The sequence below is a fragment of the Paenibacillus sp. FSL H7-0716 genome (assembly GCF_038002705.1).
Classification (GTDB): domain Bacteria; phylum Bacillota; class Bacilli; order Paenibacillales; family Paenibacillaceae; genus Paenibacillus_AQ; species Paenibacillus_AQ odorifer.
Genome location: NZ_JBBODA010000002.1, coordinates 344200 through 367613, shown reverse-complemented (window position 1 = coordinate 367613; position 23414 = coordinate 344200). Strand labels below are relative to the sequence as shown.

Here is a 23414-nt window from a genome sequence, read left to right as displayed (position 1 = left end):
CTTAATTTCCTGAGCCAAGCGTGGCCTGAACGTGATTCTTATATTCACTAGGATTAACACCAAAGTGTTTTTTGAATAACCGGGTGAAATAAAATTGATCGTGTATACCGATTTGCGTGGAAATTTCTTTAATGTATGGATTCCCTTTAAGTATTAAATCTGCGGCTTTTTCCATTTTTACAGTATTAATGTAGTGAATGATGCTTTGCCCCACTTCTTCTTTGAAGATTCTGGACAGATAGTTCTCACTTAAGTTGACATGCTTGGCAATCAGAGATAAGGTCAGCTTCTTCTGATAATGTGCGTTGATATAGTCAATCGCTTGTTTAACATCTCTATTGTGTGTAGTTAAGATCTGTTGCTTTTGATGGGAGAATAATTGGAACACAAGCTCCATTATAGATAGAACGTCAGTGGTACGTTTACTGCTGGCGATATTTTCTATATAGGTCTTCAAAAGCTTTGGATCCTCGACAATGAGATGAGCATCGCATAAGGGAAGATAATGCAGACAATTTACGATGAACTTTTTGGTTTCAGCAGGATTAATTTGCTTGGATTTACAGGTGTCGAGAAATTGCTGAGTTGCTTGAGTAACGGCTTCAACCCCTGAAAGCTTCCAGTTCTGAATTAATTGCGTCGAGAAATCATGTACATCCTCGAAGTCCAGCGTATCCTTTAAATGGACATCCTTTGGATCTATGATCGTTATTTCGTTGTAAAATTGGATTTGCAAGGATTCTTTACATTGCTCTAGGGTTCGTTTTGCTTCAGCATATCCCCGTACAGGATCAGAAAAAACAATAGTAGGGGTGATAGAAATATACATTTTGATTAACCGAATGACCCTCTGGATAAAGTCTGTCCGGATAATTTGATGACCGTCTAAGGTATCACAGGAGATTAGAAGCAGCAGCCCATTAGATTCTAGCTGAATAATTTCTAACTGATCTACGGTCTCCAAGATATCCAAGATGATGTTTTCAATAAAGGATACGGAGATGTGATTTTGTCTTTCGTTTTGGGTGGCGTTATTCTGCTCAAAAGTTACGTAGAATAAATAACAGCTGCTTTCGCTGAAAGCGAATGTTATAGCATCATGCTGATCAAGCTGCTGCACATCGTAATAAGGATCGGTGAAATAATCTTTTAGAAGCGCATTTTTCACGCTTTTTAAGTTGTGTTGTAATAACTGTGTTTGGGTCTCCTGCTGCTGCCTAGATTGAAGCTGCTCTTGAATTAGCTTCGTAGATTTCTCCAGCAAATGGATCAAATCCCCCGTTTTCATACTAATCTTCAGCATATAATCTATAGCACCAAGCACTAAGGCTTCACGAACTAACTCATACTCCCCGTGGTTGCTGGCCACCAGAATTTTTCCTGCAAACCCTCTGTTATTCAGTTCTTTTATCAGCTGCAAACCATCCATATTAGGCATTTTGAGATCTGTAATGATGATATGGGGATTAAACTTGTCTACCAGTGTTAAGGCTTCAACTCCGTCCGAGGCAGTAGCACAGATCATGTATCCAAGCTCTTCCCATGGAATCATGGTTCTGAGCGCGACTTTAACAATAGGTTCGTCATCCACTAGCATTACATTATACATAGGATACATAGTATCACCCCTTAAGTTCGTATGTTTGTTTAGGGATAATTAGGCGGCAGCAGGTTCCGTGACCCATAGAGCTTGTGATGAACAGCCCGTAACTCTCACCGTATTGAAGTTTAATACGATCGGCCACATTTGAAATTCCGATACCCGACAGATTGTCAGCCTTTTCAGATTTGGTGGTGTCAAACCCTTTTCCGTTATCGATGATTTCAATAATAAGGGTATATTCATTTTTTGCGTATACCTTAATTTGGATTAGAACTTTTCCTCCTATATCCGTAACTCCATGAAGAATCGCGTTCTCTGCGATCGGCTGCAGGATGAGCTTGGGGATCATGCTCTGTAATAAAGACTCATCCAAGTCATATTCAATGTCAAACCTGTCGGCATAACGTATTTTTTGAATGGCAAAATAATGATCCAGATTGTTTAGCTCCTGCTTGATGGTGATTTGCTCATCTTGATCGATAATGGTACTACGCAGCAATTCAGCTAGTGAGGAGATGCCGTCGCTAAGGACGGGAACCTGGTTAATCATCGCCAGCCATCGTAAGGAGTTAAGTGTATTAAAAAGAAAGTGAGGATTAATCTGCGATTGCAGCATTTGCAATTCGAGAGAACGTCTTCTTTTCAGATCTTTCTTTTGATCCTTCATTAACTGTTCCATTCTACTGACCATACTGTTAATTCTATTGGCCAACACGCCCATTTCATCGTTGCTGTGATCTTCGATCCGACTCGATAGATCACCATAAAAAATTTGATTGCAGAAGACGATGATTTGTTTGATTGGTTTCAGGATGCTTTTATACAATACGATAATAATTAGAATACACACGACTACAATGATGCTGACAACAATAAGTAGTCCAGTGGTGATTTTACTTGTCTCTGAATTGATATAAGAGAAGGGCACGGTAGAAATCATGTACCAGCCTAATTGATTATTGTTAATATAGGAGATTTGCTGCATTTTTCCATTGACCATGCCTTGGAAGGAATGGTTTTTCTTTGCCTCTTGTGTCTTGATTTGCTTAAAAAGCTCATCTTTATAATAGGGTTCTCCTAGCGGCGTATCCTTTTGATTCGAGGACATTACTTTTCCCTCCCTATTCATAATAAGGAGACTGGAACCTGTACCTAAATCCACACTGGAAAGAATGACTTTTGAAAATAACTCCCCACCAATAAAAACAAACACATGACCTAAGGGAACGCCAATGTCATCTTGATCAAAAATTTTCCGGCCCAGGACAATGGTATTGTAAGCGCGATAGCTTTTTACATAGTTAAGACTGTCATAAGGGGCATTCAGCTCTACTTGTTTCATAATTTCTTCATACTTAGGATTGGGGATGCCGTCGTAGCCTAATTCATAAATAGGTTGGTTCTTGGCGTCGATGACCCGAACGTTCTGGACATATCCGGGGTAGATGGTTCTATATAAATTGTCCATGGCATGATTAATGGCAGCATTGCTAGGAGCGGGTTCATTTGGTGCTGCCGATAAACGCTCCTGAATAATACTATTGGTAGAAACAGAGCCTGCAAGATATTGATAGTTGTTAAGTTCACTTAACATCGTTCGATTAAGCAGTGTTAAAGCCTGAAATGTGGATTTACTTAATTTATTGTTAATAGATTTGGAGTAAATGGTGTAGGAGTAGAAACCTATAAAGATGATTGGGATCACGGATACGATTAAGAAAATGACGGTTAAGCGATTTTGAATTTTAACCTTGCGCATGATTTGCGGAGGATTAGGAAAATGCAGCTTCCCTTTGCGTCGACTCAGGTGGATGACCTCCCATTCACTATCTTTTACTTACAAGTTAACATAAAAAGAACTATGGAATATATATGCAGCGGCGAAAAGTGAGAATAATCTATGGAATGGATAATATTATCCATTCCGTTAACGGCTAAGTTTACAGGTTATGTGACCCTGATGAATAAGCTTATACGAGCTCGCATTGGAAGATGGATAAGATAATACATAGGTAGGTTTGTATTGTAAATGTAAATATAGCGTAAATCCTTCTATACTTAGATTATTAAAAAAGCGTTTACAAGAAAATCTTAAGGAGGGCGTTTATGAAAAAGACTATGAGTACATTATTAGCAGTAATGCTGCTAGGTGTGGGGTTGCTCGGCTGTGGGAACAGCAATAATAAACCTGCTGCCTCGAATGAATCTGATTCAACGAAAGCTGCGAGCACCGCGCAAGCTACAAGTACAACGAACGCCGAGAATACTAAAGAAGAACCTGCTAAAGATTTTGATAACAAGGAACTTAGCATTGCTGTATTCCAAGGGGGATATGGTGCGGATTATTGGAATGAAATTGTCAGCAAATTCGAAAGTGCTTATCCAGGTGTGAAAGTGAACATGACGATTAATCCTAAAGTTGGTGAAGTAATCCGGCCGCAGATTGTTGCGGGTAATCCTCCCGACTTCCTTTCCGTTACAGATACAGAGCAAAGTGGCATCGTGCTTTCACTGATTAAAGAAAAAGGACTGCTAGATATCAGCGATGTATTTGAAAGCAAAGCGCTTGATAAAGAGGAGACGCTTAAGGATATGATTCTACCGGGGATGCTGGACAGTACAAGATTTCAGCCCTATCAAGATGGAAAGACGTATCTCGCACCTTTTAATGCTGGACCGATGGGCTTGATTTACAATAAAACACTGTTCGCAGAAAAAGGCTGGAGTGTTCCTGAGACTTGGGAGGAGTTCTTTGCTTTAGGTGATGAGCTGAACAAAGAGGAGAACTACCTGGTTAATGCAGATGGAACCAAAACGAAGCGGGCTTTATTCACTTACCAAGGTATCTATCCGGATTATTTGGAGGAAATTCTCTACCCGGCCATTGCGAGTGCGGGGGGAAAAGAAACGCTGGATAAAGTCTTTGCTTATGAGGAAGGTTCATTTAAGAACGACACGATCAAAAAAGTACTGGATATTTTCTATAAAATCTCTAAAGACGGTTATCTGATGGACGGCACGGTTGCCTTGAACCATACACAGTCGCAGACCGATATGATGATGGGTAAAGCTTTGTTTATCGTAAACGGGAACTGGATGGAAAATGAAATGAAGGATTCACCTAGAGAAAATGGGTTTGAATTTGGAATGACAACTGTACCTGTGTTCAATAAAGGCGATCAGAAGTATGTGCTTTCCAGCTACGAGCAATTCTCCATCCCTGCTAAGGCCAAAAATCCTGAGCTCGCTAAGGAATTCTTGAAGTTCCTGTATACCGATGAGTCTGTGAAACTATTCGCGGAAAAAGCGAATGGGGCGTATGCGCTTAACGATGCGAAGGAGCTGTCTAAGCCATTTTTGACTAAAGGTGTCTATGACATGTTTGAGGCTTATAATGGTTCCATTTCTATTCTACAGGGCTGGCAATCGTTACCGAAGGGCTCCAAGGTTAGTGTAGTCACTGAAATGTTCAAGAATACGGTCACACCAGTGATGACAGGCCAAATGACCACAGATCAATGGATGGATAATGTGGAAAAAGCTTTTGCACAGATTCGTAAAGAGAAAGCGGCTAGTAAATAATCTATAGTATCTCATGCAAATGCATCCTGTTAAGAATGGATAAGGTTATCTATGAACGGGATGCATTTTGTATGAAGAGGAGTGAGAAAGATGTCTGAAATGCAGCTGGCAGAAGTAGCTCCTAGACAGAGGAAATCAAAGATTAGGACAGCGAAAACCAGAAATCCTAAGCTATTCATAGCGGTATGCACGATTCCAACGCTCCTGTTAACCCTCGTATTTATGATTATTCCAACCTTTCGGGCATTTTTTATGTCTTTTACGGATGCTACCGGGATGAGTGATGAGAACAAGTTTATCTTTTTGGATAACTATAAATATATGTTTCAAGATGAGATGTTCCTCAAAGCTCTGAGCAATACATTTAAACTGATGCTGGTTGTGCCAGTGATTACGTTGATTTTTGGGCTGGTGCTCGCTTTTCTATTAACGCAGACGAAGCTGAAGGAAAGAGGATTTTACCGAACCGTATTTTTCTTTCCTAGTATCATCTCTTTGACGGTAGTCGGAATTATCTGGTCCTTTGTGTTTCATCCCAATATGGGCATTTTGAATAATATTCTGGGGAGCATCGGATTAGATCAACTGAGCAGACCCTGGCTTGGAGATAGCCGAACAGCATTGTGGTGTGTAGCCGTTACGCTGATTTGGCAAGCGGTTGGTTATTATATGGTCATGTATATCGCTGCGATTGATGGAATTTCTGCGGATGTGTTTGAATCGGCGACTATTGATGGTGCGGGATATTTCCGGAAGCTTACCAGTATTACGATCCCTCTGCTAAAAGATATTATTGGCATTACGTTTGTGTTGTCTCTGGCAGGTACGATCAATTTAAGTTTTATAGTTGTAACTGTAATGACTGGCGGTGGTCCGGCAGGTGGAACTACTGTTTTACTCCACTACATGTACACGCAGGCCTTCCAGAATGCGAACTTTGGTTATGCCATGGCCATAGCTATATTTACGCTGGTGTTCGCCTTTGTGCTTTCTTTTCTGTCCAGACTACTTACAAATCGAGCAGAAGGGTAGGGGAGAAGGATGACGAGCAATCAACAAAGTCTTCTAAAAATGAATATTGCCAACTGGATCACACGGCTGTTTCTGATTGTAGCCACCATTGTTTTGTTATATCCGTTTGTATGGAATCTCTTAGCTTCATTTAAAAGCAATACGGAATTTCTGACCGACCCCTTCTCCTTTCCACAAGCCTTACACTTTGATAACTATGTACGTGCTTTTCAGAAATCCAAGATGGGGAGTTATTTCCTGAACTCTATCTTTCTTGTGGTGTTATCCACGGCGATTTTAGTTATTTTTGTGGTTCCTATGGCTTATGTCTTAACGAGATTTAAGTTTTGGGGCTCCAAACTAATCCTTAACCTTTATATGGCCTGTATCTTTCTGCAAGCCTCCTACATTATGGTTCCTTTATTTCTGCAGGTGAATTCATTCGGGATGTTGGACAATCGCGGGATGCTCAGTTTGATCTACGCTGTTCTGCAGTTTCCCTTTGCCATCTTTGTATTAAGTGGATTTCTGAGGTCCGTCCCTAGAGATTATGAAGAAGCCGCTAAGATTGACGGTTGTGGCAACACAGGAGTGCTCGTCAGAATTGTTGCGCCGCTTGCTAAACCGGGGATTGTGACGGTCTGTATGCTGGCAGCGATGGGCTTTTGGAATGAGTATCCGCTGGCATTGGTCTTAATTCAAAGTGATAGCAAAAAAACATTGCCAGTAGGTTTAGCCAATCTTTTTGAGGTTCAACGTTATGCTACAGATTGGAGTGCACTATTTGCCGCGCTGATCCTAGTGCTGATTCCAACAATTCTTTTATATGTGATAGGACAAAAGCAATTGCTCCAAGGAATAAGCGCAGGCGGAATTAAGGGCTGAACAACAAAGACATGGAGGGAATTTACGTGGACAAAGGAAGATTTACCCTGCCTGGTGAAACAGGGATGGAAGAGGTCATAGGTGATCTCGTCGAAAGATGGGGTGTAGATGCCGTACGTGACAGTGATGGCACGAATCTATCGCAGGACATTCTCGATATGGGTCTGCAAATTTATTCAACGCTTTGTCTTGTCCGTGAGGACAACGAGTGGGCGAAGCAGCATCCGCAATATAGACAGCAGATTTATCTGATGTCTGCTCCAGTAATAGTAACTTCAAAGGTGAAGACCATCGATATTATGGCTGATTATTTTGCCGATCAATTTATTCCTAACACAGATGTGGATATAAAAAAATATTGGCAGGTTGTAAACCGGACTACAGGAGAGGTATTACCTTCTGAATGTTGGAGTTATGCAGAGGGGATTGTCACGCTTGAGCAGGGGGTACAATTTCACAAATATACGGTCAGTTTCTTGGCCTACCAGAAATGGGAGCCAGTCTCCATGTACAATCACATCACGAATGATTGGGATGAGGAGCATCGTTTACCGTTGGATGTTCGTTATCCCGAGGCTCAAGAGCATGTTTTGAAGGTGCTGGAGGATTGGCTGAAGAAACATCCCAAGACAGATATCGTACGTTTTACGACCTTCTTTTATAATTTTGATTTGATTTTTAACAAGGAAGGTAAGGAGAAACAGGTGAATTGGTTTGGCTATCTGAGTTGTGTGAGTCCACTTGCGTTAGAGCAATTCGAACAAGCTTATGGGTACCGATTGACTGCGGAAGATTTTGTGGATCAGGGGCGATATAACACACCATTTAAGAACCCGACCCAAAGATATCTGGACTGGATGGACTTCAATCAGAAATTCATCGCAGGTTATGCGAAACAATGTGTAGATATGGTGCATGATTTCGGGAAGAAAGCGATTATGTTTTTTGGGGATCACTGGGCGGGCACAGAGCCTTATGGCAAATATTTTCCGGAGATCGGGCTCGACGCAGTGGTTGGGGCAGCAGGAGATGGCGTTACAACCCGTATGATTGCGGATATACCTATTAAGGATACCGAGGCACGTTTCTATCCTTATTTCTTTCCAGATGTCTTTTTTGAAGGGGGAGACCCTGTCGGAGAGTCCATGCCGATCTGGATCAAATGCCGGCGTGCGCTCATGCGTAAACCAGTTGGCAGGATGGGGTATGGCGGATATTTAAGTCTAGCGCATCAATTCCCGGATTTTATAGATCATGTGACAGAGATTGCGACGCAGTTCAAAGGGATTCATGCCAATGCAGAAGGGACACAGCCTTTTAAAGCTCCTTTTAAAGTGGCGGTTCTGAATACTTGGGGCTCCCTTCGAAGCTGGCAGACACATCAAGTGGCTCATTCTTTATGGAATCAAAGATGTTATTCCTACATAGGGGCATTAGAGTCACTGGCGGGCTTGCCGTTCGACATTGAGTTTATAAGCTTTGATGACATCAGGTTGTGTGGGATTGATCCTAGTATCGGTGTGATTATTAACGCGGGTGATGTACACACCTCTTGGAGTGGTGGAGATCAATGGAGCGATCCGCAAGTTGTGGCAACACTTCGTGAGTGGGTGGATCAAGGGGGCGGTTTTATTGGGATTGGTGATCCATCAGCTTATGAACATCAAGGGGTTCTTTTTCAACTAGCGGATATTCTGGGTGTTCAGAAGGAAATTGGATTTACAGCAAGCATCAATAAGCCCAAGGTAACGCTTGTGCAGGATCATTTCATAACGGAAGATCTGGAAGGTGAGATTAATTATGGTGAAGGGATGACCATGATTTATCAAGCGGAGGCCGGAGCAGAAATATTGGACGTGCACCAAGGCAGCTGCAATCTTGCCGTGAACTCATTTGGTCAGGGGCGGGGCGTTTATATCGCTGGACTTCCGTACAGTATTCAGAATACCAGACTACTCAGCCGAGCGATCTTTTGGGCCGCACATCAAGAGGAGCAATTGTATTCATGGTTCTCAGTGAATCCGAATGTTGAATGTCACGCGTATCCTGAGACGGGTCGATATTGTGCCGTAAATAACACTTCCGAGATCCAAAAGACAACGATCCTGATGGACAACGCCGTGATCCAAGAAATAGAGTTGGGTGTGATGGAAAGTGTGTGGTTTCAATTTGAGATCACACATTAAGAGTCAGCCGTAACTACGGCGAATAATTAGACTTCCGGCTGCTGTTATCTCCAAATTTCCTGAATTGTACCGCTTCGATAGAGTGATTGGGGAATTTCTCCCTGAAATTCCGGGATTTTTGGTCATCAGACTAATGATCAGGGAAAATCTCCCCAAAGTTTAGCTGATTCGTTAGCAATTATAGAAATTCCTCTTATTATTAGGGAGGAATTCCCTGATTTCGTTCATTTAGAGCGAATATTGGCTGTTTTCAGGGAGTTTTTCCCTAATTATTTTTAGAGCCGTCCCCGCATACTGCATTAACGCAGAAAACACGAACGTTCGCCGCCCCCCATATTGCACATCTCACCGTACAATGTATATTGTTTATCGGCCCCCACAGGTATCATACAAAGCAGATGATCCATCCCCCTCAATGTTTTTGGCAGGTTTTTCTCACTTGGATTGAGATATTTTGAGTTTTCAGTATCTAGAGTATCCGGGACATTTTGCGATAAGCCCGCGGAGAAATCCCCTCATTCGCAGTAAATACCCTGCTGAAATAATGGATATCAGGATAACCAACCTTATCACCGACCTGTTCAATCGGCCAATCCGTTTCGCGCAGCAGCTTGCGAGCTTCCCGATGCCGGATGGAACGGAGATATTCACCAGGAGGCATGCCAGCTACCTCACGAAATAGCTTGGAGAAATGGTCTTCATGCATATTCATTGCACCAGCCATGGATTTATTGCTCCAGCGGTCTGCTAGCTTTGAATCCATCTCATCGATTAAAGCTCTGATCCGCCCGGTATGAACGGAAGATTTGGCAGCATTCCGGGAGCTTTGTGTTCGGAGCAGCGAGGTTAGAACGCCGAGCAGTAACCCCCGACAGACCCATTCATAACCGGCAGGCCGCATCGTAAATTCATGCACGAGCTGTTCCATCGCATGGATACATTCGGGTGGCGGGGTATAAATGGGCTCCTGTGACAATGGCATAAAAGGAGTGGTCACAGCTTCCAAGGCAAACTTCTCGGCCATAACCTCCTCCTCATTGACCAGCATGTCTTCATCGCTTGTAATAATCGATTCCCCAAAAAAATCAAAATGGATCCCAATGAGTTTGGTTTCCGAATCTGAGACAATCGCATTCTGATGATATACCCCGGAAGAAAGAAATATCAGTTGTCCTGAATTCAGGATATATTCCTTCGTATCCATCTTTGTTGATAATTTCCCCTGGCGAACGTATAGCAGCTCGAAATCATACAATCTTCTTCTTGGGAAGAGGCAAGGTGAGAGGGTTTGGAATTGTGCATAGTGAATGCCAGGTGACCACTCCCGGGAAGGGACCTGTTTTCTCAGGGGATAACGGGGTTCTTTTTCAGCCACGAATAAACCTCCCATACAGTATAAAATGATTTACTAAATAGACCGGAATCGTGCAAAAAATCTCTTGTTCACCTAAATAAATCTAACTTACAATCTATTATAATATAAATAAATCAAGGATATAAGGGTATTTAGGGCAGGATCTTAAAAGACGGAAAATAACAAATTTGAGGAGGATTCAGATGAAAAAGGGAATAAACATTTGGTCGTTTCGCGAAGGTACTGAGATCGAAGAATGTGCACGTCTGGCTAAAGCGGCGGGGTTCGATGGAATTGAATTGTCTTTGAATGAATCGGGTGAACTTGGCCTGCAAACCACTGAGAAAGAAGCTATTAAGATCAGAAATTCCATTCAGGAGATGGGGGTAGAAATTGCAGGACTGGCGACAGGACTATATTGGTCATATGCCATGACAAGTGAATCCGCGGCGAACCGGACGAAGGCTATCGATGTATGTAAAAAACAATTGGAGCTGGCAGCAACACTTGGCGTAGATACGATTCTTGTCATTCCTGGTGCGGTTGGTGTCGATTTTATTGAGGGCTGTGAAGTAGTCGATTATGAAAAAGCTTATGATCGAGCCTTGAAGGCGATCAGTGATCTAGCTCAGGATGCTAAAATGGCGGGTGTTTCTATTGGGATTGAAAATGTGTGGAATAAATTCCTGCTGTCTCCGCTCGAATTACGTTCTTTTATTGATGCTGTAGGCTCCAATTATGTAGGTTCCTATCTGGATGTAGGGAATATCGTTCATTCTGGTTATCCAGAGCAGTGGATACGGATTCTAGGCCATAGAATCAAGAAGGTGCATTTCAAAGATTACCGCCGGGCAGCGGGAGGACTTCATGGATTTGTTGATCTACTTGCTGGGGATGTGGATTATCCTGCTGTTATGGAAGCACTGCAAGAGATCGGCTACAGCAATTATGTTACAGGTGAAATGATACCGCCATATACGCATTATTCGGAGCAAATCATTTTTAATACATCTGCAGCGATGGATGCTATTTTAGGACGCACTAGTTACTAAGTTTAAGAGAGGTGAAGGCTGTGCTCAGAGTGGGGCTGGTGGGCTTTGGATTTATGGGCCGAATGAACTTTGATCAGTATGTTCAATTACAGGAAGACGGCCATCCGATTTCTCTGGTTGCCATTTGTGACCCGCAGATTGAAGTCCTTAAACATACTAAATCCGCGGGGAATATGAACACGGCCCACGAGGTATATGATTTATCCCCTTACAATCTTTATGAGAATTTGCAGCATATGCTCGAAAATGAAGAACTAGATGCTATTAGTCTTGCAGTACCTACGTACTTGCATGCTGAAATGGCTTGTTCGCTGCTGGAACGAGGGTATCATGTATTCTGTGAAAAGCCGATGGCGAGACATTCCGCAGAAGCTTGGAAGATGGTAGCGGTGGCGCAAAGCAGCGGAAAAAAATTGCTGATTGGTCATTGTCTTCGCTTCTGGCCGGGATATGAATATTTGAAGGGGATCATAGCTAGCGGTGAGTTCGGTGAAGTGACAGGGGCTTATTTTTACCGGGGTTCCGGTGCTCCTAAAGGGTGGCTGGTCAATGATGAGCTAAGTGGTGGCTGTATGCTGGATATGCATGTACACGATACGGACATCATCCATCACTTGTTTGGGAAACCGGATAAAGTATCGACGCTTGGGCGGAAGGTTTTACCGGGAAGTGGCTATGATATCGTCTCTACTCATTATTTTTATCAGGATGGAAAAGTGGTCAATGCCCAAGCGGACTGGACACTGGAAGGCGACTTTGGTTTTTACATGGGCTATCGGATTAATTTTGAACGGGGAAATGTAGTCTTCGATGGCGCGGAAGTTAAGGTGAATCCGAATTGTCAACCGGGGTTCATTGCGAAGCTTTCTTCGCATACCGGATATTACAGAGAGTTAGTATATTTCTTAAAAGTCATTCAGAACGGTGAGCCAGTGACTCTATGCATGCCCGAAAGTGCGGCCCAGTCCATAGAAATCATTGAGGCTGAAATCCAATCGGCTGATCAGGAAGGGGCCTGGATACGGATACGTTAAGTACCATACTTTTAGTAAAGGAGACTTCACGATGTTGAAAATAGGCTTGATCGGCTTTGGTTTTATGGGCCGGATGCATTTTGATAATTATGTGCGTTTAACGGAAGAGGGGCAGCCCATTGCCCTTAAAGCCATCTGTGATTTGCGAATTGAGGAATTAAAGAATGGAAAAGCAGCCGGGAATATGAGCACCGCTCAAGAAGTCTATGATTTGTCAGCTTACAATCTCTATGATGATCTGGAGAAAATGATAGCCAGTGAGGAACTGGATATGATCGACATTGCGGTTCCTACTTATCTGCATGCGGAAATGACTTGTTCGCTGCTGGAACGTGGATATCATGTTTTTTGTGAGAAACCGATGGCCAGAACTTCCGCACAAGCGCTGAAAATGGTGGAAACGGCAGCCCGGAGTGGGAAAAAACTGATGATCGGACATTGTCTCCGTTTTTGGCCGGGATATGAATATTTAAAAGAAGTGATAGAGAGCGGGCAGTTCGGTCAGGTCACGGAAGGGTATTTTTACAGGGGATCTGGTGCTCCTAAGGATTGGTTTCTTGATGAGACACTAAGCGGTGGAGGCATTATGGATATGCATATTCACGATACGGATATGATTAACTATCTGTTCGGCAGACCGGATAAAGTATCATCCTTAGGACGTAATGTCCTTCCGGGAAGCGGATATGATATCGCATCGACTCACTATTTTTATAAGGATGCAAAAGTAATTAATGCTCAGGTGGATTGGACGCTGGAAGGTGATTTTGGTTTTTACATGGGGTACCGGGTTAATTTTGAACGTGGAAATATAGTGTTTGACGGCAGCGAGGTCAAGGTCAATCCGAATGACGGGGCAGGCTATATAGCGGAACTTTCACCGGATGTTGGCTACTATAGAGAGCTTGTATATTTTCTGGATGTCATTATTCAGGATAAGCCTATCATTATTTGTACACCAGAGAGTACAGCGGAGTCTCTAAGAATCGTGGAAGCAGAAATGAAGTCAGCGGATGCTGAAGGCGAATGGATCGTGCTAGATTAGTTGTGTGCAGAGTGAGTAAGGACGTGAGCTGGAAGAGGATCATTCACAATGACCTTTTTCCAGTTCACGTCCTTTTGTCATCGCTGAAATTTGGTATTGTCTCTTGCATAATGGGATACTGATCCGTCATATCTTCTCAGCCGTACTTGTTCATCAGAGAACAGTTCAACAATTCCTGAAGCAACCTCTGAATACATTCCATCAGGATCAAGCTGTAGCGCAGAAATATAGGTTTGGGATAAGGCAGCTATAAAAAAATCAATATTTTTCACTAATGTTTGTGGCATGTTATTCCCTCCGGTGACATCTTGTACATGATGATATATTAAACCATAGGAGTTATTTTACCATGATTTATCGTTGAGTTTTAGGAAGAATTCTTTGGTAAAAGTCGAAAATATGAGAAATTTGGTTGAAATTGTATTTAAGATCATCTTTAATGAAATAAAGAGGGTAATTTTACCACTCTAAATAAATTAAGGGGATTACATAATGAAAGACTATGAAGTGCTGGAAATTAACAAAAAGAGTTTTTTTAAAACGACTATCTATTTTATGATCATTCCTACACTGCTATTGTTTATAGTAGGTTTAGGCATGGTGGTGGTCGGGCTTATCATTAAAGAGACGTTTATAGTGGTTATGGGTATCCCTTATTTGATTATGCCGGTTATTTTAATACTCATTTATGGTTTGGTGGGTATGCTGGTAGCGCTGGTATATAACAAGCTGGCGAGGAGATTCGGAGGACTAGAATTGAAAATAGTAGACAAAACCCCTCCGGTTGAAGCAAACTATTTATCATAACCCGAAGTTATTAAAGGGCAGGTATTGCGATGATTTCGCTACCTGTCCTTTTTTATTTTTAATTTGAAAAGAAACCGGGGAATGGATATGATTTGGATAATGAGAGGATGATTGCCAGATGACAGAACCGACACAGAGAGCCAAGGAGCTGTACATTCAGTTTTTGGGTCATTTTTTAAATATGCATAAAGCAGGAGTACTTAAGGAGTACAAAAGTTTTGAAATTCCAAGAGAAGTGGAGCTGGAATGGCTGCAGGAATGGGCTATGGAGCACGTCAAGCAGCTGTCGATACGGGACTGGGATGCGATTACGATACTGGAATCCATCTCGCGGAATTATCAGGATAGCTGGATTGTGGAAAAAGTGGCTTCTTTTGCTTCGCGGAATATTATGAGCGCCGATAGTTTGGTTAGACTGATTTATGCGGAAAAAATGCTTGAAATCATTCGTTCTCATAATCAAGTGATCACAAAAGAACTGTTATTTCAAGGCTGTAAGGTTGCTGTACAAATCCTCGAGGATGTAATCTCACAGCCGCTGGTCATTGATCCTGGACACGAACTTAAAGAACATAACCTTAAAGATAAGCGCGCGTTAAACAGTCGAGCCCAACAAGGGATTGAAGAGGTGAAGGTACTTATTAATTCTTAGCTGCCAAAGTTGACATACTGTTGTCAAATTGGGTGTGCTACGATTTCCTGACAGAATCAAGTCTGCTGATCTAAAGAAGAAAATGAGGGATTATTGAATGGCTGAACCTTTAAAAGCAATGTACAATGAACAATTTCTGCGTGAGTTCGGCGAAAAGATTCGTGGCGTACATAATGTCTTCGATACTGAGGCATTTGTAAGCTCAGCCATGACTGAACCGTGGGATACGCTTGAGCTGAAGGCAAGAATGCGTCGGATCACCGAGACGTTGGGCAGCCACTTACAGCTTCCTTATGAGGAAGCGCTGGCTATCCTATTCGCCATTGCTAAAGAATGTGTAGGATTTCCTTATTTAATTTTTCCGGATTTCGTTGAGGTATATGGCCAGGGAGATGAACATTGGGAGTTGTCTATGCAGGCGCTGGAAAGTTTCACAGCAAAATCATCGGCTGAATTTGCAGTTAGGCCATTTCTCTTACGGGAACCAGAGCGGATGATGGCTCAAATGCAGATATGGGCGAAGCACCCTGATGAGCATGTACGTAGGCTGGCTAGTGAGGGCTGCCGACCTCGTCTGCCTTGGGGACAGGCGCTTCCTATGTTCAAGCTTGACCCAGCTCCGGTATTACCTGTACTTGAGCAGCTTAAGGCGGATACATCCCTGTATGTGCGTAAAAGTGTCGCTAATCATTTGAATGATATTGCGAAGGATCATCCGGAAGTGGTGCTCGATACCGCTCGGCGCTGGAAGGGAACACATCCCGATACAGACTGGATTGTGCGGCACGGCTGCCGTTCTTTGATTCGTAAAGCTGAGCCAGAGATTATGGCTTTATTCGGATACGCAGAGCAGACAGACGAAGCTGCTCCACTTATAACGAGTGCTTCAATTCTATTGGAACCTTCAATTCTGACCATTGGCGAAAGCTCTGAATTGCAGTATAAGCTTCAAGTTCGTGAGGGAGCTCCGGTACGGATTCGGATTGAATACGGAATCTATTTCGTGAAAGCGGCAGGTAGAACCTCCCGTAAATCTTTTTTGTTATCGGATAAGACCGTACCTGGAGGTACAATTCTGTCAGGTAAACGGACACATCGTTGGGCTGATTTAACAACTCGGCGTCATTATCCAGGAGAGCACCGGATTGTGCTGCTGGTAAATGGGCGAGAAGTGGCAGAAGTGGCGTTAGAACTTAAAGGGAGTGCTAGTATATGAAAAAAGAAGTTTTGATGTTTCTATCCAATGGTTACGCTGATTGGGAAAGCGGATATATTAGTGCCGAACTAAATAAGCCGGAAAGTGAATATAAAGTAAGCACAGTTGCTTTAACTAGCGACAATGTCAAATCTATGGGTGGATTTACTGTTGTACCTGACTATACTTTAGACAGTTTACCTGCTCAGTATGAAATGTTAATTTTAATCGGGGGCACAGGCTGGAATGATAATTCAGCTATTACTCCAGTGATTGAAAAATGTCTGCAGGAGAGTGTACCTATAGCCGCTATATGTGACGCTACAACTTTTTTGGCTGAACATGGCTATTTAGACAACATACCGCATACCGGAAATTCATTGGATTATTTAAAACAAAATGCTCCTAATTATAAAGGAGGAGCAAATTATATAGAAAAACAGGCAGTTTCGAGTGAATATATTATTACAGCTAATGGCACAGCTTCTTTAGAATTTGCAAGGGAAGTTATGAAGAAGTTAGAGGGTTTCCCAATCGAAACCGTCGAGGGATGGTACAAATTTTTTAAAGATGGTTTTTATCAAGAATAAGCGTGTATATAAAAAAAGGTGGTCTCAAGTCTTAACGACTTCAGATCACCTTTTTGGGGTTGAAGCTTATTTTTTCACTTCTGCAACACCAGTTACTTTTCCTTGATCGGATGAATTAAAGGTGGATTTATATTGATCGTTTGCGAAGTAGACATTGCCTTCAACGGTTGCGTTCACCAGGGTAAAGCCATCCGCTTCTACGTATACATCTCCAATAAAGGTTCCGCCTTGGATGCGGGCGTTTTTACTCTTGATGGTCAATTTTGGAGCAGTCAGTTTGAAGGAGTTGGTGATGTTGTGATCCGCATCTTGTGTGTATAGAGCAATTTTTCTGGCAGGTTCCTCTTTATTCATGAATTCTCCATCCACCACGAGATCTTCGGTGAAGGTTAAGTCTTTAAGTGTGGCAGCAATCCAGGTTCCTTCTGGACTGATGGCGCGTTTGAAGGCTTCTTCATTATCTACTACGGAAGCTGAGGTTACAGCATCTGTGGTGTTATTTTGATTATTAGCGGTGCCTGCATTATTCGTGGTTCCCGCATTATTCGTGTTCTCAGGAGTGCTTGTTGCAGTAGCATTATTGGCATTGTTTGTTGCATTTCCACATCCGACCATTAACACAAAAGCAAATACCGCAGCAACACTTGCTATCTTTCTCATCTGTATAACCTCCCTAAGTAATTGTACTGATATCCTTCGAGCTTACTATAGAGTGATTAGTTAGTAATTTACCAATCAATCTACAAATGGTAATATAGGCCTGGACATCTCTGGCGTATAGTATGACCTGAAAAATGTGATTTATCCGATGAATTCACGAGCAATATGGATTACAATAAGTACAGGCAGTAGAAAAGGAGCATTATCCATGGCCAAGCAGAAATATTATGTAGTCTGGGAAGGTAAACAACCGGGAGTCTATGGCACTTGGGCAGAATGCCAGGCACAGACAGATCATTATACCGGTGCAAAATATAAATCCTATGAATCCAAAGCAGCAGCTGATGCGGCATATAAAGCGGGCTGGAAGGGGAATTGGGGAACAGGGGCAGCTGGTGCAAAGTCTAAGGGGACTAGTTCTTTTAAACGCAGTGCTACAGTAGAGACCTCTGAGGAGATAGATTATAACAGTATTTCAGTAGATGTGGGGACTCGTGGTAATCCGGGGCCTGTTGAATATAAGGGTGTAGATACACAAACGGGAGATATCATTTTCTCCTGTGGTCCGATCAAAAAGGGCACTAATAATTTAGGTGAATTTTTAGCGATTGTTCATGCCTTGGCGTTATTGAAGAAAGAGGGAAGCGATAAAACGGTCTACAGTGACTCTGTAAATGCAATGAAGTGGGTAAAACAGAAGAAAGTGGCAACAACCTTGCCGCGCGATTCTTCAACAGAGGAAATTTGGGTGCTTATTGATCGGGCAGAGCGTTGGTTGCAAACCAATACATATGACAATAAGGTGCTCAAGTGGCAGACCAAAGAGTGGGGCGAGATCAAAGCGGATTATGGTCGGAAATAAAAAAGCTATATCGCTATGATCTCGGTTAAAGGAGGAGTTTGGGGATGTTTGGCAACGATTGGGATGAGATATTGCAGGATGAAATGCAAAAGCCCTATTTTATAAAATTAATGGATGCACTAACACAAGAATATAAGGAGCATACCGTTTATCCGCCCAAAGAATTATTGTTCACAGCATTGAAATTAACGCCTTATAAGGAGACCGGAGTAGTTATTTTAGGTCAAGATCCTTATCATGGTCCCGGACAAGCGCACGGACTAAGCTTCTCTGTCAATCCGGGGGTACGTATCCCTCCGTCACTGCGTAATATTTATGCAGAGCTGAAGCAGGACGTCGGTGTGCCTGTTCCGAACCACGGCTCTTTGCTGCACTTAGCAGAGCAGGGAGTGTTGTTGCTGAACACCGTGCTGACGGTACGTGAGGGTGAGGCTGGTTCGCATAAAGGTCTGGGCTGGGAGACATTCACAGACACTATTATGCAAAAGCTAAATGAAAGATCTACGCCTATGGTGTTTATATTATGGGGAAGTCATGCGCAGAAAAAAGGCGCCTTCATCGACCAAAGCCGGCATAAGGTGCTGCAATCGCCTCATCCAAGCCCACTTTCATCGCATCGTGGATTTTTTGGCAGTCGTCCGTTCTCAAAGGCCAATCAATTTTTAGAGTCGCAGGGGGTGGCAGGAATAGATTGGTTCATTCCGGACTTATAATTTATGGAGTGATGCGAAGGGGAGGTAGCTATGAAGCATTGGGTAGGTAAACCCGTTATAATGTACTGCGGGGAGAAACCTTATACCATTATGAAGGGAATCCTGCGCAAATGGGACCTTTCCGCATCGGTGGCGGTGATTGGCCATCAGGAAATTGCTGTGCCGTTTCGGGATATTGTTGTTATTAAGGCTCTGGCTCCAAAAGAAAGAGCGTTGCCTCCAGTTCTCCATTCCGTGGGTTATGTGATGAGGGATCGGCAGCAATTTGACAATGCAGTGTATTTTAAATCGGCGGTTAGCGTCTGGAAAGAAGATCAGCTTATTGCCTTTAATACGATTATTACCTCACATACGAAAGGTTCAGTTACTCTTCAGAACGGCCAAAACCTGATGAAGGGCAATCACATCTTTGTAGTTCGTTCTTTACGAGGGTGATTTCAGGCACCTGTAAAGAATAAAAAAGGGTACGGCTCCGAGTGATTGGAGACGTACCCTTTTTTATTTTATAGATAAGCTCCGTCCGTTCACGAAGTAGATTTCAACCGTTATAGCTCCTCTTTTTTGATAGGCTCAGCTTCATCTATCCGGTCTGCAATAATAATCTCATACACGCGCAGGAAAACAATTTTTATAATCATATAAACAGGGAGCGCAATGAGAACTCCGATAATACCGTAGAAGTCTCCACCTATAAGGACAAGGATGACCGTAGTCAGTGGATGAACATCCAATGATTTTCCGTAAATAATCGGTGAGAGTACATTATCCTGGATCTGCTGGGCAATGAAGATTACAACCAGGGACCAGATGGCCATGGTCGGTGATTCAATGAAACCCACTATAATTACCGGAATCGCTGCTAAAAATGATCCCACATATGGAATGAAGTTAAGGGGCACTGAAATTACGGCGAGCAACAGGGAGTAAGGCAGTCCGATGATAAGGAACCCTATATATAACATAATACCGAGTACGACATTCAGCACCACGCGTGTGACGATGAAGCTGCTTAAGGCGCTGTCGATATCTCCAAACATCTCTTGACCTTCCTTACGATATTTTCTCGGAATTAAGCCTTGAAGCTTAGGCGATAGCTTATAGTCATCTTTTAGCATGTAGTACAGAATGATAGGCAAAGTAGCGATTAACACTACAATGCTGGAAACAACGCCAATCAAATTGGACATGGAATTGGTAACCCAGGTAATAGTATCGCTAAGAAATTCTGATAAACGGGCTGCGACGTCAGAGTCCCCTTTGAAAAAACGTGACAGTGTCGGATTCTCCCTCAATGCATTGAACTGATCCTGCAAACCTTGCACGAGGTAAGGAGTGTTATCAATAAAGTTCTGAATTTGTTCTTGAAGTGTCGGCCAGACTAGAATCCAGAAGAGAACGAACAAGCCGGCAATCAGAAAATAAATGAGCAGGATGGAGAACGCCCGGTTTAATTTTCTTTTCTCAAGGATTCTTACTAACGGACGCAGCAGGTAGTACATGAACCCTGATAACATCATGGGAACAAGTAATAATTTGAAAATGGCACCCAGTGGGGCGAAGAGAAACATTACTTTGGAGCCTAAGTACAAAATCAGTAAAAAGGCGATAATAGCAAGGCTTGTCCGAAAATACTTCTGTTGTGGCAATAAAAACATCCCCCAAAATTCAAATTTATATCTATGTAGTTTAATAACCCTAATTTGCAAGTATTGATTCAAAAGCGGACAATTCCTTTTAGGTAGTTCTTGGCATACCCATATAGAGGTTCTAGTTACAAAGGTTACGCCAAGTAAAAGTTCGCAATTTAACAAGGGAATATAACTATTTCTCTGCTTTTTCACAGATTATCTTGACTTTCGTCTATGAGATTTTCTAGTGGATAAAGTGAAGATTTCAGGAACTACTTCCTCGCCTCCAGTTTCTTTGGTAACTTGTCTTGCTTTAACAAGAGATAAAAAGGAAAAAATCTCACCTAAGGCTACAAGTCCAGCTGCGATGATCTCATAATCCTCAGCGCTAAGTTCTGCGGATTCCACTGGATTAGTGCTATTGGTGGTCCCATTTTTATTAGCATTGCTGTTGCCTTTATTTCTCCCGCTGTTTCTTCCATTGGCCATTTCTGATCACCCGCTTTTCCCGGTATGTATTATTCATATGTTATAAATGCCGCATATGAGATAGGCAATTCGGATGTAATTTTGCACTGTCTCTTTTTAGCACTTTACACAGGATGAAAACGCTGTTAAAATCATAAACGAGCACAAACGATCAATAACGGTCATATATAATCAATTAACGGTCAATAAAATTCATAGATGAGCGCAAGGGATTGCACAGGTCGCGCTGTCACATAAAGGAGCGAGCCACGATGATGTTTGAGGAAGAGAGAAAACAAAAAATCGTGCTTTTTGTGGAAAAGAACTCCAGAGCTTCTGTACAGGAGCTAAGTCAGGAAATGGGCGTATCTGAGTCTACTGTGCGCCGTGATCTGAAGGAGCTGGAAGAAGCCAAGCTATTAAAGCGTACTCATGGAGGAGCGGTTTCCCTGCAGAGCGTCAATTTTGAGGCGGCTTATCCTGATAAGGAAGACCATTTATTGGATGAGAAGCAACGGATTGCCCGTAAGGCCGTGGAGATGATTCAGGAGGGGGACGCAATACTGCTTGATGCAGGAACAACAACACTGCAGATTGCCAGAGAGCTGAAGAAATTTTCGAATATCAAAGTCATTACGAACTCGATTATGGCGCTGAATGAGCTGCGGGATTGCCGCAATATCGAAGTCTCAATTACAGGCGGTATGCTTCGCCCGGATACGATGGCTTTTGTTGGACCGATGACAGAGCGTTCCTTAGATATGGTGAGAGTGGATAAAACTTTTCTTGCCACTAATGGACTGGATTTGCGGGAAGGCATCACAACCCCGAACATGTTAGAGGCAGCTACAAAACGCAAAATGATCGCAGTCGCCAAGCAAGTTATTCTACTGGCAGATCACAGTAAGCTGGGGCAGGTATCCTTTAGCAAGGTTGCAGATGTGACGGAAATGGATCATTGCATTATAGATTCAGGAGCGTCTGACAAATTCATCCGTGAGATCACGCAATTGGGTGTGGATTTCACGCTTGTATAAATTTTATATAGGATAAGCAATTATGAATTACCGTGTGATCGTTTGGAGAAATTACAGATGCCGTATTTGTGATCGGTAATCTATGGCTTAGAAAACCAACATAATTGAGGGATAATCATGATCTATACTGTAACGCTTAATCCTTCCATTGATTATATCGTGGAAGTGGAAGATTTGAGACTGGGTGACTTGAACCGGATGAAACGTGATTTGAAGCTTCCGGGAGGGAAGGGGATTAACGTATCCCGAGTGCTTAATCAGCTTGGGGTTCAGAATAAGGCTATGGGATTCCTTGGAGGCTTCACCGGCCGATATATTGAGGATTGGTTACACGAAGAGTCAATTTCAAGCGATTTCGTGTTTGTTTCTGATGATACGCGGATTAACATCAAGCTCAAGCATGGAGAGGAAACGGAGATTAACGGTGTTGGACCCGTCATTCATGATCCTGAAGCCAACGCACTATTGCAAAAGCTGGCTGCCCTGAACGCGGAGGATGTAGTGATTTTGTCGGGAAGCGTTCCCCCATCACTGGGTGCAGATTTCTATGACAAGCTTATATCTGTGTGCAAACAGAGCGGAGCGGAATTCGTCATTGACACTACTGGTGCTGCACTTCAAAAAGCACTGGCGTATCAGCCATTGCTGGTTAAACCGAACCATCATGAGCTCGCAGAGCTATTCGGCGTAACCATAGATACGAGGGAAGAGATTATTACTTATGGACGCAAGCTGCTGGATGCAGGAGCGAAAAATGTACTGGTTTCCATGGCGGGTGAAGGGGCTTTGTTCATTACGGAGCAAGGGGTATACCACGCCAACGCCCCATCAGGTAAAGTGAAAAATTCTGTAGGTGCAGGAGATTCCATGATCGCTGGTTTTGTAGGGACACTGTCTTTGACAGGAGACTTGTTGGAGGCGTTCCGTGCAGGCGTTGCCTCGGGCAGTGCAACCGCATTCTCTGATGACTTAGCGGACAGAGAATTCATTGAACAGCTGAGACCGCTGATCCAAATCTCAGAAGTGTAAGCCGGCAGCATTCAAAGTACT

23 protein-coding genes are annotated in these 23414 nt (G+C 42.9%); 16 read left to right on the top strand and 7 right to left on the bottom strand.

What is annotated here, in order from left to right:
- Position 1: 1 nt before the first annotated feature.
- A complete protein-coding gene (locus MHH60_RS04530; RefSeq protein WP_076134562.1) occupies positions 2 to 1618 on the bottom strand; it encodes a response regulator transcription factor in 1617 nt (538 codons plus the stop codon).
- 4 nt (positions 1619 to 1622) lie between these two features.
- Entirely contained in the window at positions 1623 to 3362 is a 1740-nt protein-coding gene (locus MHH60_RS04525; protein ID WP_076104348.1) for a cache domain-containing sensor histidine kinase, read from the bottom strand.
- A gap of 347 nt (positions 3363 to 3709) precedes the next feature.
- Between MHH60_RS04525 and MHH60_RS04520 the strand changes: the two genes are divergently transcribed.
- The 4 genes from MHH60_RS04520 to gnpA all read left to right on the top strand — a co-directional run bounded on the left by MHH60_RS04520 (position 3710) and on the right by gnpA (position 9267).
- The gene (locus MHH60_RS04520; protein WP_076134561.1) at positions 3710 to 5185 is read left to right on the top strand and encodes a carbohydrate ABC transporter substrate-binding protein; all 1476 of its coding nucleotides are present in this window, start codon (positions 3710 to 3712) and stop codon (positions 5183 to 5185) included.
- A gap of 90 nt (positions 5186 to 5275) precedes the next feature.
- Complete coding sequence (locus tag MHH60_RS04515; RefSeq protein WP_244886367.1) at positions 5276 to 6217, top strand: carbohydrate ABC transporter permease; 942 nt, start codon at positions 5276 to 5278, stop codon at positions 6215 to 6217.
- 9 nt (positions 6218 to 6226) lie between these two features.
- Positions 6227 to 7081, top strand: a complete 855-nt coding sequence (locus MHH60_RS04510) for a carbohydrate ABC transporter permease (protein WP_076134560.1) — start codon at positions 6227 to 6229, stop codon at positions 7079 to 7081.
- A gap of 26 nt (positions 7082 to 7107) precedes the next feature.
- Positions 7108 to 9267, top strand: a complete 2160-nt coding sequence (gnpA, locus tag MHH60_RS04505; RefSeq protein ID WP_218640672.1) for a 1,3-beta-galactosyl-N-acetylhexosamine phosphorylase — start codon at positions 7108 to 7110, stop codon at positions 9265 to 9267.
- 469 nt (positions 9268 to 9736) lie between these two features.
- Here gnpA and MHH60_RS04500 read toward each other — a convergent pair whose 3' ends face one another.
- Positions 9737 to 10642 carry an AraC family transcriptional regulator gene (locus MHH60_RS04500; protein WP_076134558.1) on the bottom strand — a complete coding sequence of 302 codons (906 nt, stop codon included), beginning with the start codon at positions 10640 to 10642 and terminating at the stop codon, positions 9737 to 9739.
- A 182-nt stretch (positions 10643 to 10824) separates the two neighbouring features.
- Between MHH60_RS04500 and MHH60_RS04495 the strand changes: the two genes are divergently transcribed.
- The 3 genes from MHH60_RS04495 to MHH60_RS04485 are packed head-to-tail and all read left to right on the top strand — an operon-like array spanning position 10825 to position 13752.
- Positions 10825 to 11673 carry a sugar phosphate isomerase/epimerase family protein gene (locus tag MHH60_RS04495; protein WP_076134557.1) on the top strand — a complete coding sequence of 283 codons (849 nt, stop codon included), beginning with the start codon at positions 10825 to 10827 and terminating at the stop codon, positions 11671 to 11673.
- A gap of 20 nt (positions 11674 to 11693) precedes the next feature.
- Positions 11694 to 12707 carry a Gfo/Idh/MocA family protein gene (locus tag MHH60_RS04490; protein WP_076134556.1) on the top strand — a complete coding sequence of 338 codons (1014 nt, stop codon included), beginning with the start codon at positions 11694 to 11696 and terminating at the stop codon, positions 12705 to 12707.
- 31 nt (positions 12708 to 12738) lie between these two features.
- Positions 12739 to 13752 carry a Gfo/Idh/MocA family protein gene (locus MHH60_RS04485; RefSeq protein ID WP_076134555.1) on the top strand — a complete coding sequence of 338 codons (1014 nt, stop codon included), beginning with the start codon at positions 12739 to 12741 and terminating at the stop codon, positions 13750 to 13752.
- A gap of 77 nt (positions 13753 to 13829) precedes the next feature.
- Here MHH60_RS04485 and MHH60_RS04480 read toward each other — a convergent pair whose 3' ends face one another.
- On the bottom strand, positions 13830 to 14039 hold the full coding sequence (locus tag MHH60_RS04480) for a hypothetical protein (RefSeq protein ID WP_036683023.1): 210 nt from the start codon (positions 14037 to 14039) through the stop codon (positions 13830 to 13832).
- A 205-nt stretch (positions 14040 to 14244) separates the two neighbouring features.
- On the opposite strand from MHH60_RS04480, the gene MHH60_RS04475 reads away from it, so the two are divergent.
- The 4 genes from MHH60_RS04475 (at position 14245) to MHH60_RS04460 (ending at position 16996) form a co-directional block, all read left to right on the top strand.
- The gene (locus MHH60_RS04475) at positions 14245 to 14559 is read left to right on the top strand and encodes a hypothetical protein (protein WP_076134554.1); all 315 of its coding nucleotides are present in this window, start codon (positions 14245 to 14247) and stop codon (positions 14557 to 14559) included.
- 118 nt (positions 14560 to 14677) lie between these two features.
- Positions 14678 to 15211, top strand: coding sequence for a hypothetical protein (locus MHH60_RS04470; RefSeq protein WP_076134553.1), 534 nt, complete (start codon positions 14678 to 14680; stop codon positions 15209 to 15211).
- Between the two features lie 97 nt (positions 15212 to 15308).
- A complete protein-coding gene (locus MHH60_RS04465; RefSeq protein ID WP_076134552.1) occupies positions 15309 to 16427 on the top strand; it encodes a DNA alkylation repair protein in 1119 nt (372 codons plus the stop codon).
- Positions 16424 to 16996 carry a type 1 glutamine amidotransferase family protein gene (locus MHH60_RS04460; RefSeq protein WP_076134551.1) on the top strand — a complete coding sequence of 191 codons (573 nt, stop codon included), beginning with the start codon at positions 16424 to 16426 and terminating at the stop codon, positions 16994 to 16996. The genes MHH60_RS04465 and MHH60_RS04460 overlap by 4 nt, the downstream gene beginning before the upstream one ends.
- 66 nt (positions 16997 to 17062) lie before the next feature.
- On the opposite strand, the gene MHH60_RS04455 is transcribed toward MHH60_RS04460, so the two are convergent.
- Positions 17063 to 17656 (bottom strand): hypothetical protein, encoded by a 594-nt coding sequence (locus MHH60_RS04455; RefSeq protein ID WP_076134550.1) that lies wholly within the window; start codon positions 17654 to 17656, stop codon positions 17063 to 17065.
- Positions 17657 to 17864: 208 nt separating this feature from the next.
- Here MHH60_RS04455 and rnhA point away from each other — a divergent pair, with 208 nt between their 5' ends.
- Genes rnhA through MHH60_RS04440 form a run of 3 tightly spaced genes read left to right on the top strand, consistent with a single transcriptional unit; the run spans position 17865 to position 19666 of the window.
- Positions 17865 to 18518: a ribonuclease H gene (rnhA, locus tag MHH60_RS04450; RefSeq protein ID WP_076134549.1), complete on the top strand. Its 654-nt coding sequence runs from the start codon at positions 17865 to 17867 to the stop codon at positions 18516 to 18518.
- A gap of 44 nt (positions 18519 to 18562) precedes the next feature.
- Positions 18563 to 19231 carry a uracil-DNA glycosylase gene (gene ung / locus MHH60_RS04445; protein ID WP_076134548.1) on the top strand — a complete coding sequence of 223 codons (669 nt, stop codon included), beginning with the start codon at positions 18563 to 18565 and terminating at the stop codon, positions 19229 to 19231.
- 30 nt (positions 19232 to 19261) lie between these two features.
- Entirely contained in the window at positions 19262 to 19666 is a 405-nt protein-coding gene (locus MHH60_RS04440; protein WP_036683006.1) for a hypothetical protein, read from the top strand.
- A gap of 110 nt (positions 19667 to 19776) precedes the next feature.
- Here MHH60_RS04440 and MHH60_RS04435 read toward each other — a convergent pair whose 3' ends face one another.
- Together MHH60_RS04435 and MHH60_RS04430 are read right to left on the bottom strand one after the other, a co-directional pair.
- Positions 19777 to 20886: an AI-2E family transporter gene (locus MHH60_RS04435; protein ID WP_076134547.1), complete on the bottom strand. Its 1110-nt coding sequence runs from the start codon at positions 20884 to 20886 to the stop codon at positions 19777 to 19779.
- Between the two features lie 189 nt (positions 20887 to 21075).
- Positions 21076 to 21348: a hypothetical protein gene (locus MHH60_RS04430; protein WP_076134546.1), complete on the bottom strand. Its 273-nt coding sequence runs from the start codon at positions 21346 to 21348 to the stop codon at positions 21076 to 21078.
- Positions 21349 to 21599: 251 nt separating this feature from the next.
- On the opposite strand from MHH60_RS04430, the gene MHH60_RS04425 reads away from it, so the two are divergent.
- Together MHH60_RS04425 and pfkB are read left to right on the top strand one after the other, a co-directional pair.
- Entirely contained in the window at positions 21600 to 22364 is a 765-nt protein-coding gene (locus MHH60_RS04425; protein WP_341161113.1) for a DeoR/GlpR family DNA-binding transcription regulator, read from the top strand.
- A gap of 117 nt (positions 22365 to 22481) precedes the next feature.
- The gene (gene pfkB / locus MHH60_RS04420) at positions 22482 to 23393 is read left to right on the top strand and encodes a 1-phosphofructokinase (RefSeq protein ID WP_076134545.1); all 912 of its coding nucleotides are present in this window, start codon (positions 22482 to 22484) and stop codon (positions 23391 to 23393) included.
- Positions 23394 to 23414 lie beyond the last annotated feature (21 nt).

Coding starts and splice junctions, on each gene's coding strand:
- MHH60_RS04530 (WP_076134562.1), bottom strand. CDS start 1,618: ATGTATCCTATGTATAATGTAATGCTAGTGGATGACGAACCTATTGTT.
- MHH60_RS04525 (WP_076104348.1), bottom strand. CDS start 3,362: ATGCGCAAGGTTAAAATTCAAAATCGCTTAACCGTCATTTTCTTAATC.
- MHH60_RS04520 (WP_076134561.1), top strand. CDS start 3,710: ATGAAAAAGACTATGAGTACATTATTAGCAGTAATGCTGCTAGGTGTG.
- MHH60_RS04515 (WP_244886367.1), top strand. CDS start 5,276: ATGTCTGAAATGCAGCTGGCAGAAGTAGCTCCTAGACAGAGGAAATCA.
- MHH60_RS04510 (WP_076134560.1), top strand. CDS start 6,227: ATGACGAGCAATCAACAAAGTCTTCTAAAAATGAATATTGCCAACTGG.
- MHH60_RS04495 (WP_076134557.1), top strand. CDS start 10,825: ATGAAAAAGGGAATAAACATTTGGTCGTTTCGCGAAGGTACTGAGATC.
- MHH60_RS04485 (WP_076134555.1), top strand. CDS start 12,739: ATGTTGAAAATAGGCTTGATCGGCTTTGGTTTTATGGGCCGGATGCAT.
- MHH60_RS04480 (WP_036683023.1), bottom strand. CDS start 14,039: ATGCCACAAACATTAGTGAAAAATATTGATTTTTTTATAGCTGCCTTA.
- MHH60_RS04475 (WP_076134554.1), top strand. CDS start 14,245: ATGAAAGACTATGAAGTGCTGGAAATTAACAAAAAGAGTTTTTTTAAA.
- MHH60_RS04470 (WP_076134553.1), top strand. CDS start 14,678: ATGACAGAACCGACACAGAGAGCCAAGGAGCTGTACATTCAGTTTTTG.
- MHH60_RS04465 (WP_076134552.1), top strand. CDS start 15,309: ATGGCTGAACCTTTAAAAGCAATGTACAATGAACAATTTCTGCGTGAG.
- MHH60_RS04460 (WP_076134551.1), top strand. CDS start 16,424: ATGAAAAAAGAAGTTTTGATGTTTCTATCCAATGGTTACGCTGATTGG.
- MHH60_RS04455 (WP_076134550.1), bottom strand. CDS start 17,656: ATGAGAAAGATAGCAAGTGTTGCTGCGGTATTTGCTTTTGTGTTAATG.
- rnhA (WP_076134549.1), top strand. CDS start 17,865: ATGGCCAAGCAGAAATATTATGTAGTCTGGGAAGGTAAACAACCGGGA.
- ung (WP_076134548.1), top strand. CDS start 18,563: ATGTTTGGCAACGATTGGGATGAGATATTGCAGGATGAAATGCAAAAG.
- MHH60_RS04440 (WP_036683006.1), top strand. CDS start 19,262: ATGAAGCATTGGGTAGGTAAACCCGTTATAATGTACTGCGGGGAGAAA.
- MHH60_RS04435 (WP_076134547.1), bottom strand. CDS start 20,886: ATGTTTTTATTGCCACAACAGAAGTATTTTCGGACAAGCCTTGCTATT.
- MHH60_RS04430 (WP_076134546.1), bottom strand. CDS start 21,348: ATGGCCAATGGAAGAAACAGCGGGAGAAATAAAGGCAACAGCAATGCT.
- MHH60_RS04425 (WP_341161113.1), top strand. CDS start 21,600: ATGATGTTTGAGGAAGAGAGAAAACAAAAAATCGTGCTTTTTGTGGAA.
- pfkB (WP_076134545.1), top strand. CDS start 22,482: ATGATCTATACTGTAACGCTTAATCCTTCCATTGATTATATCGTGGAA.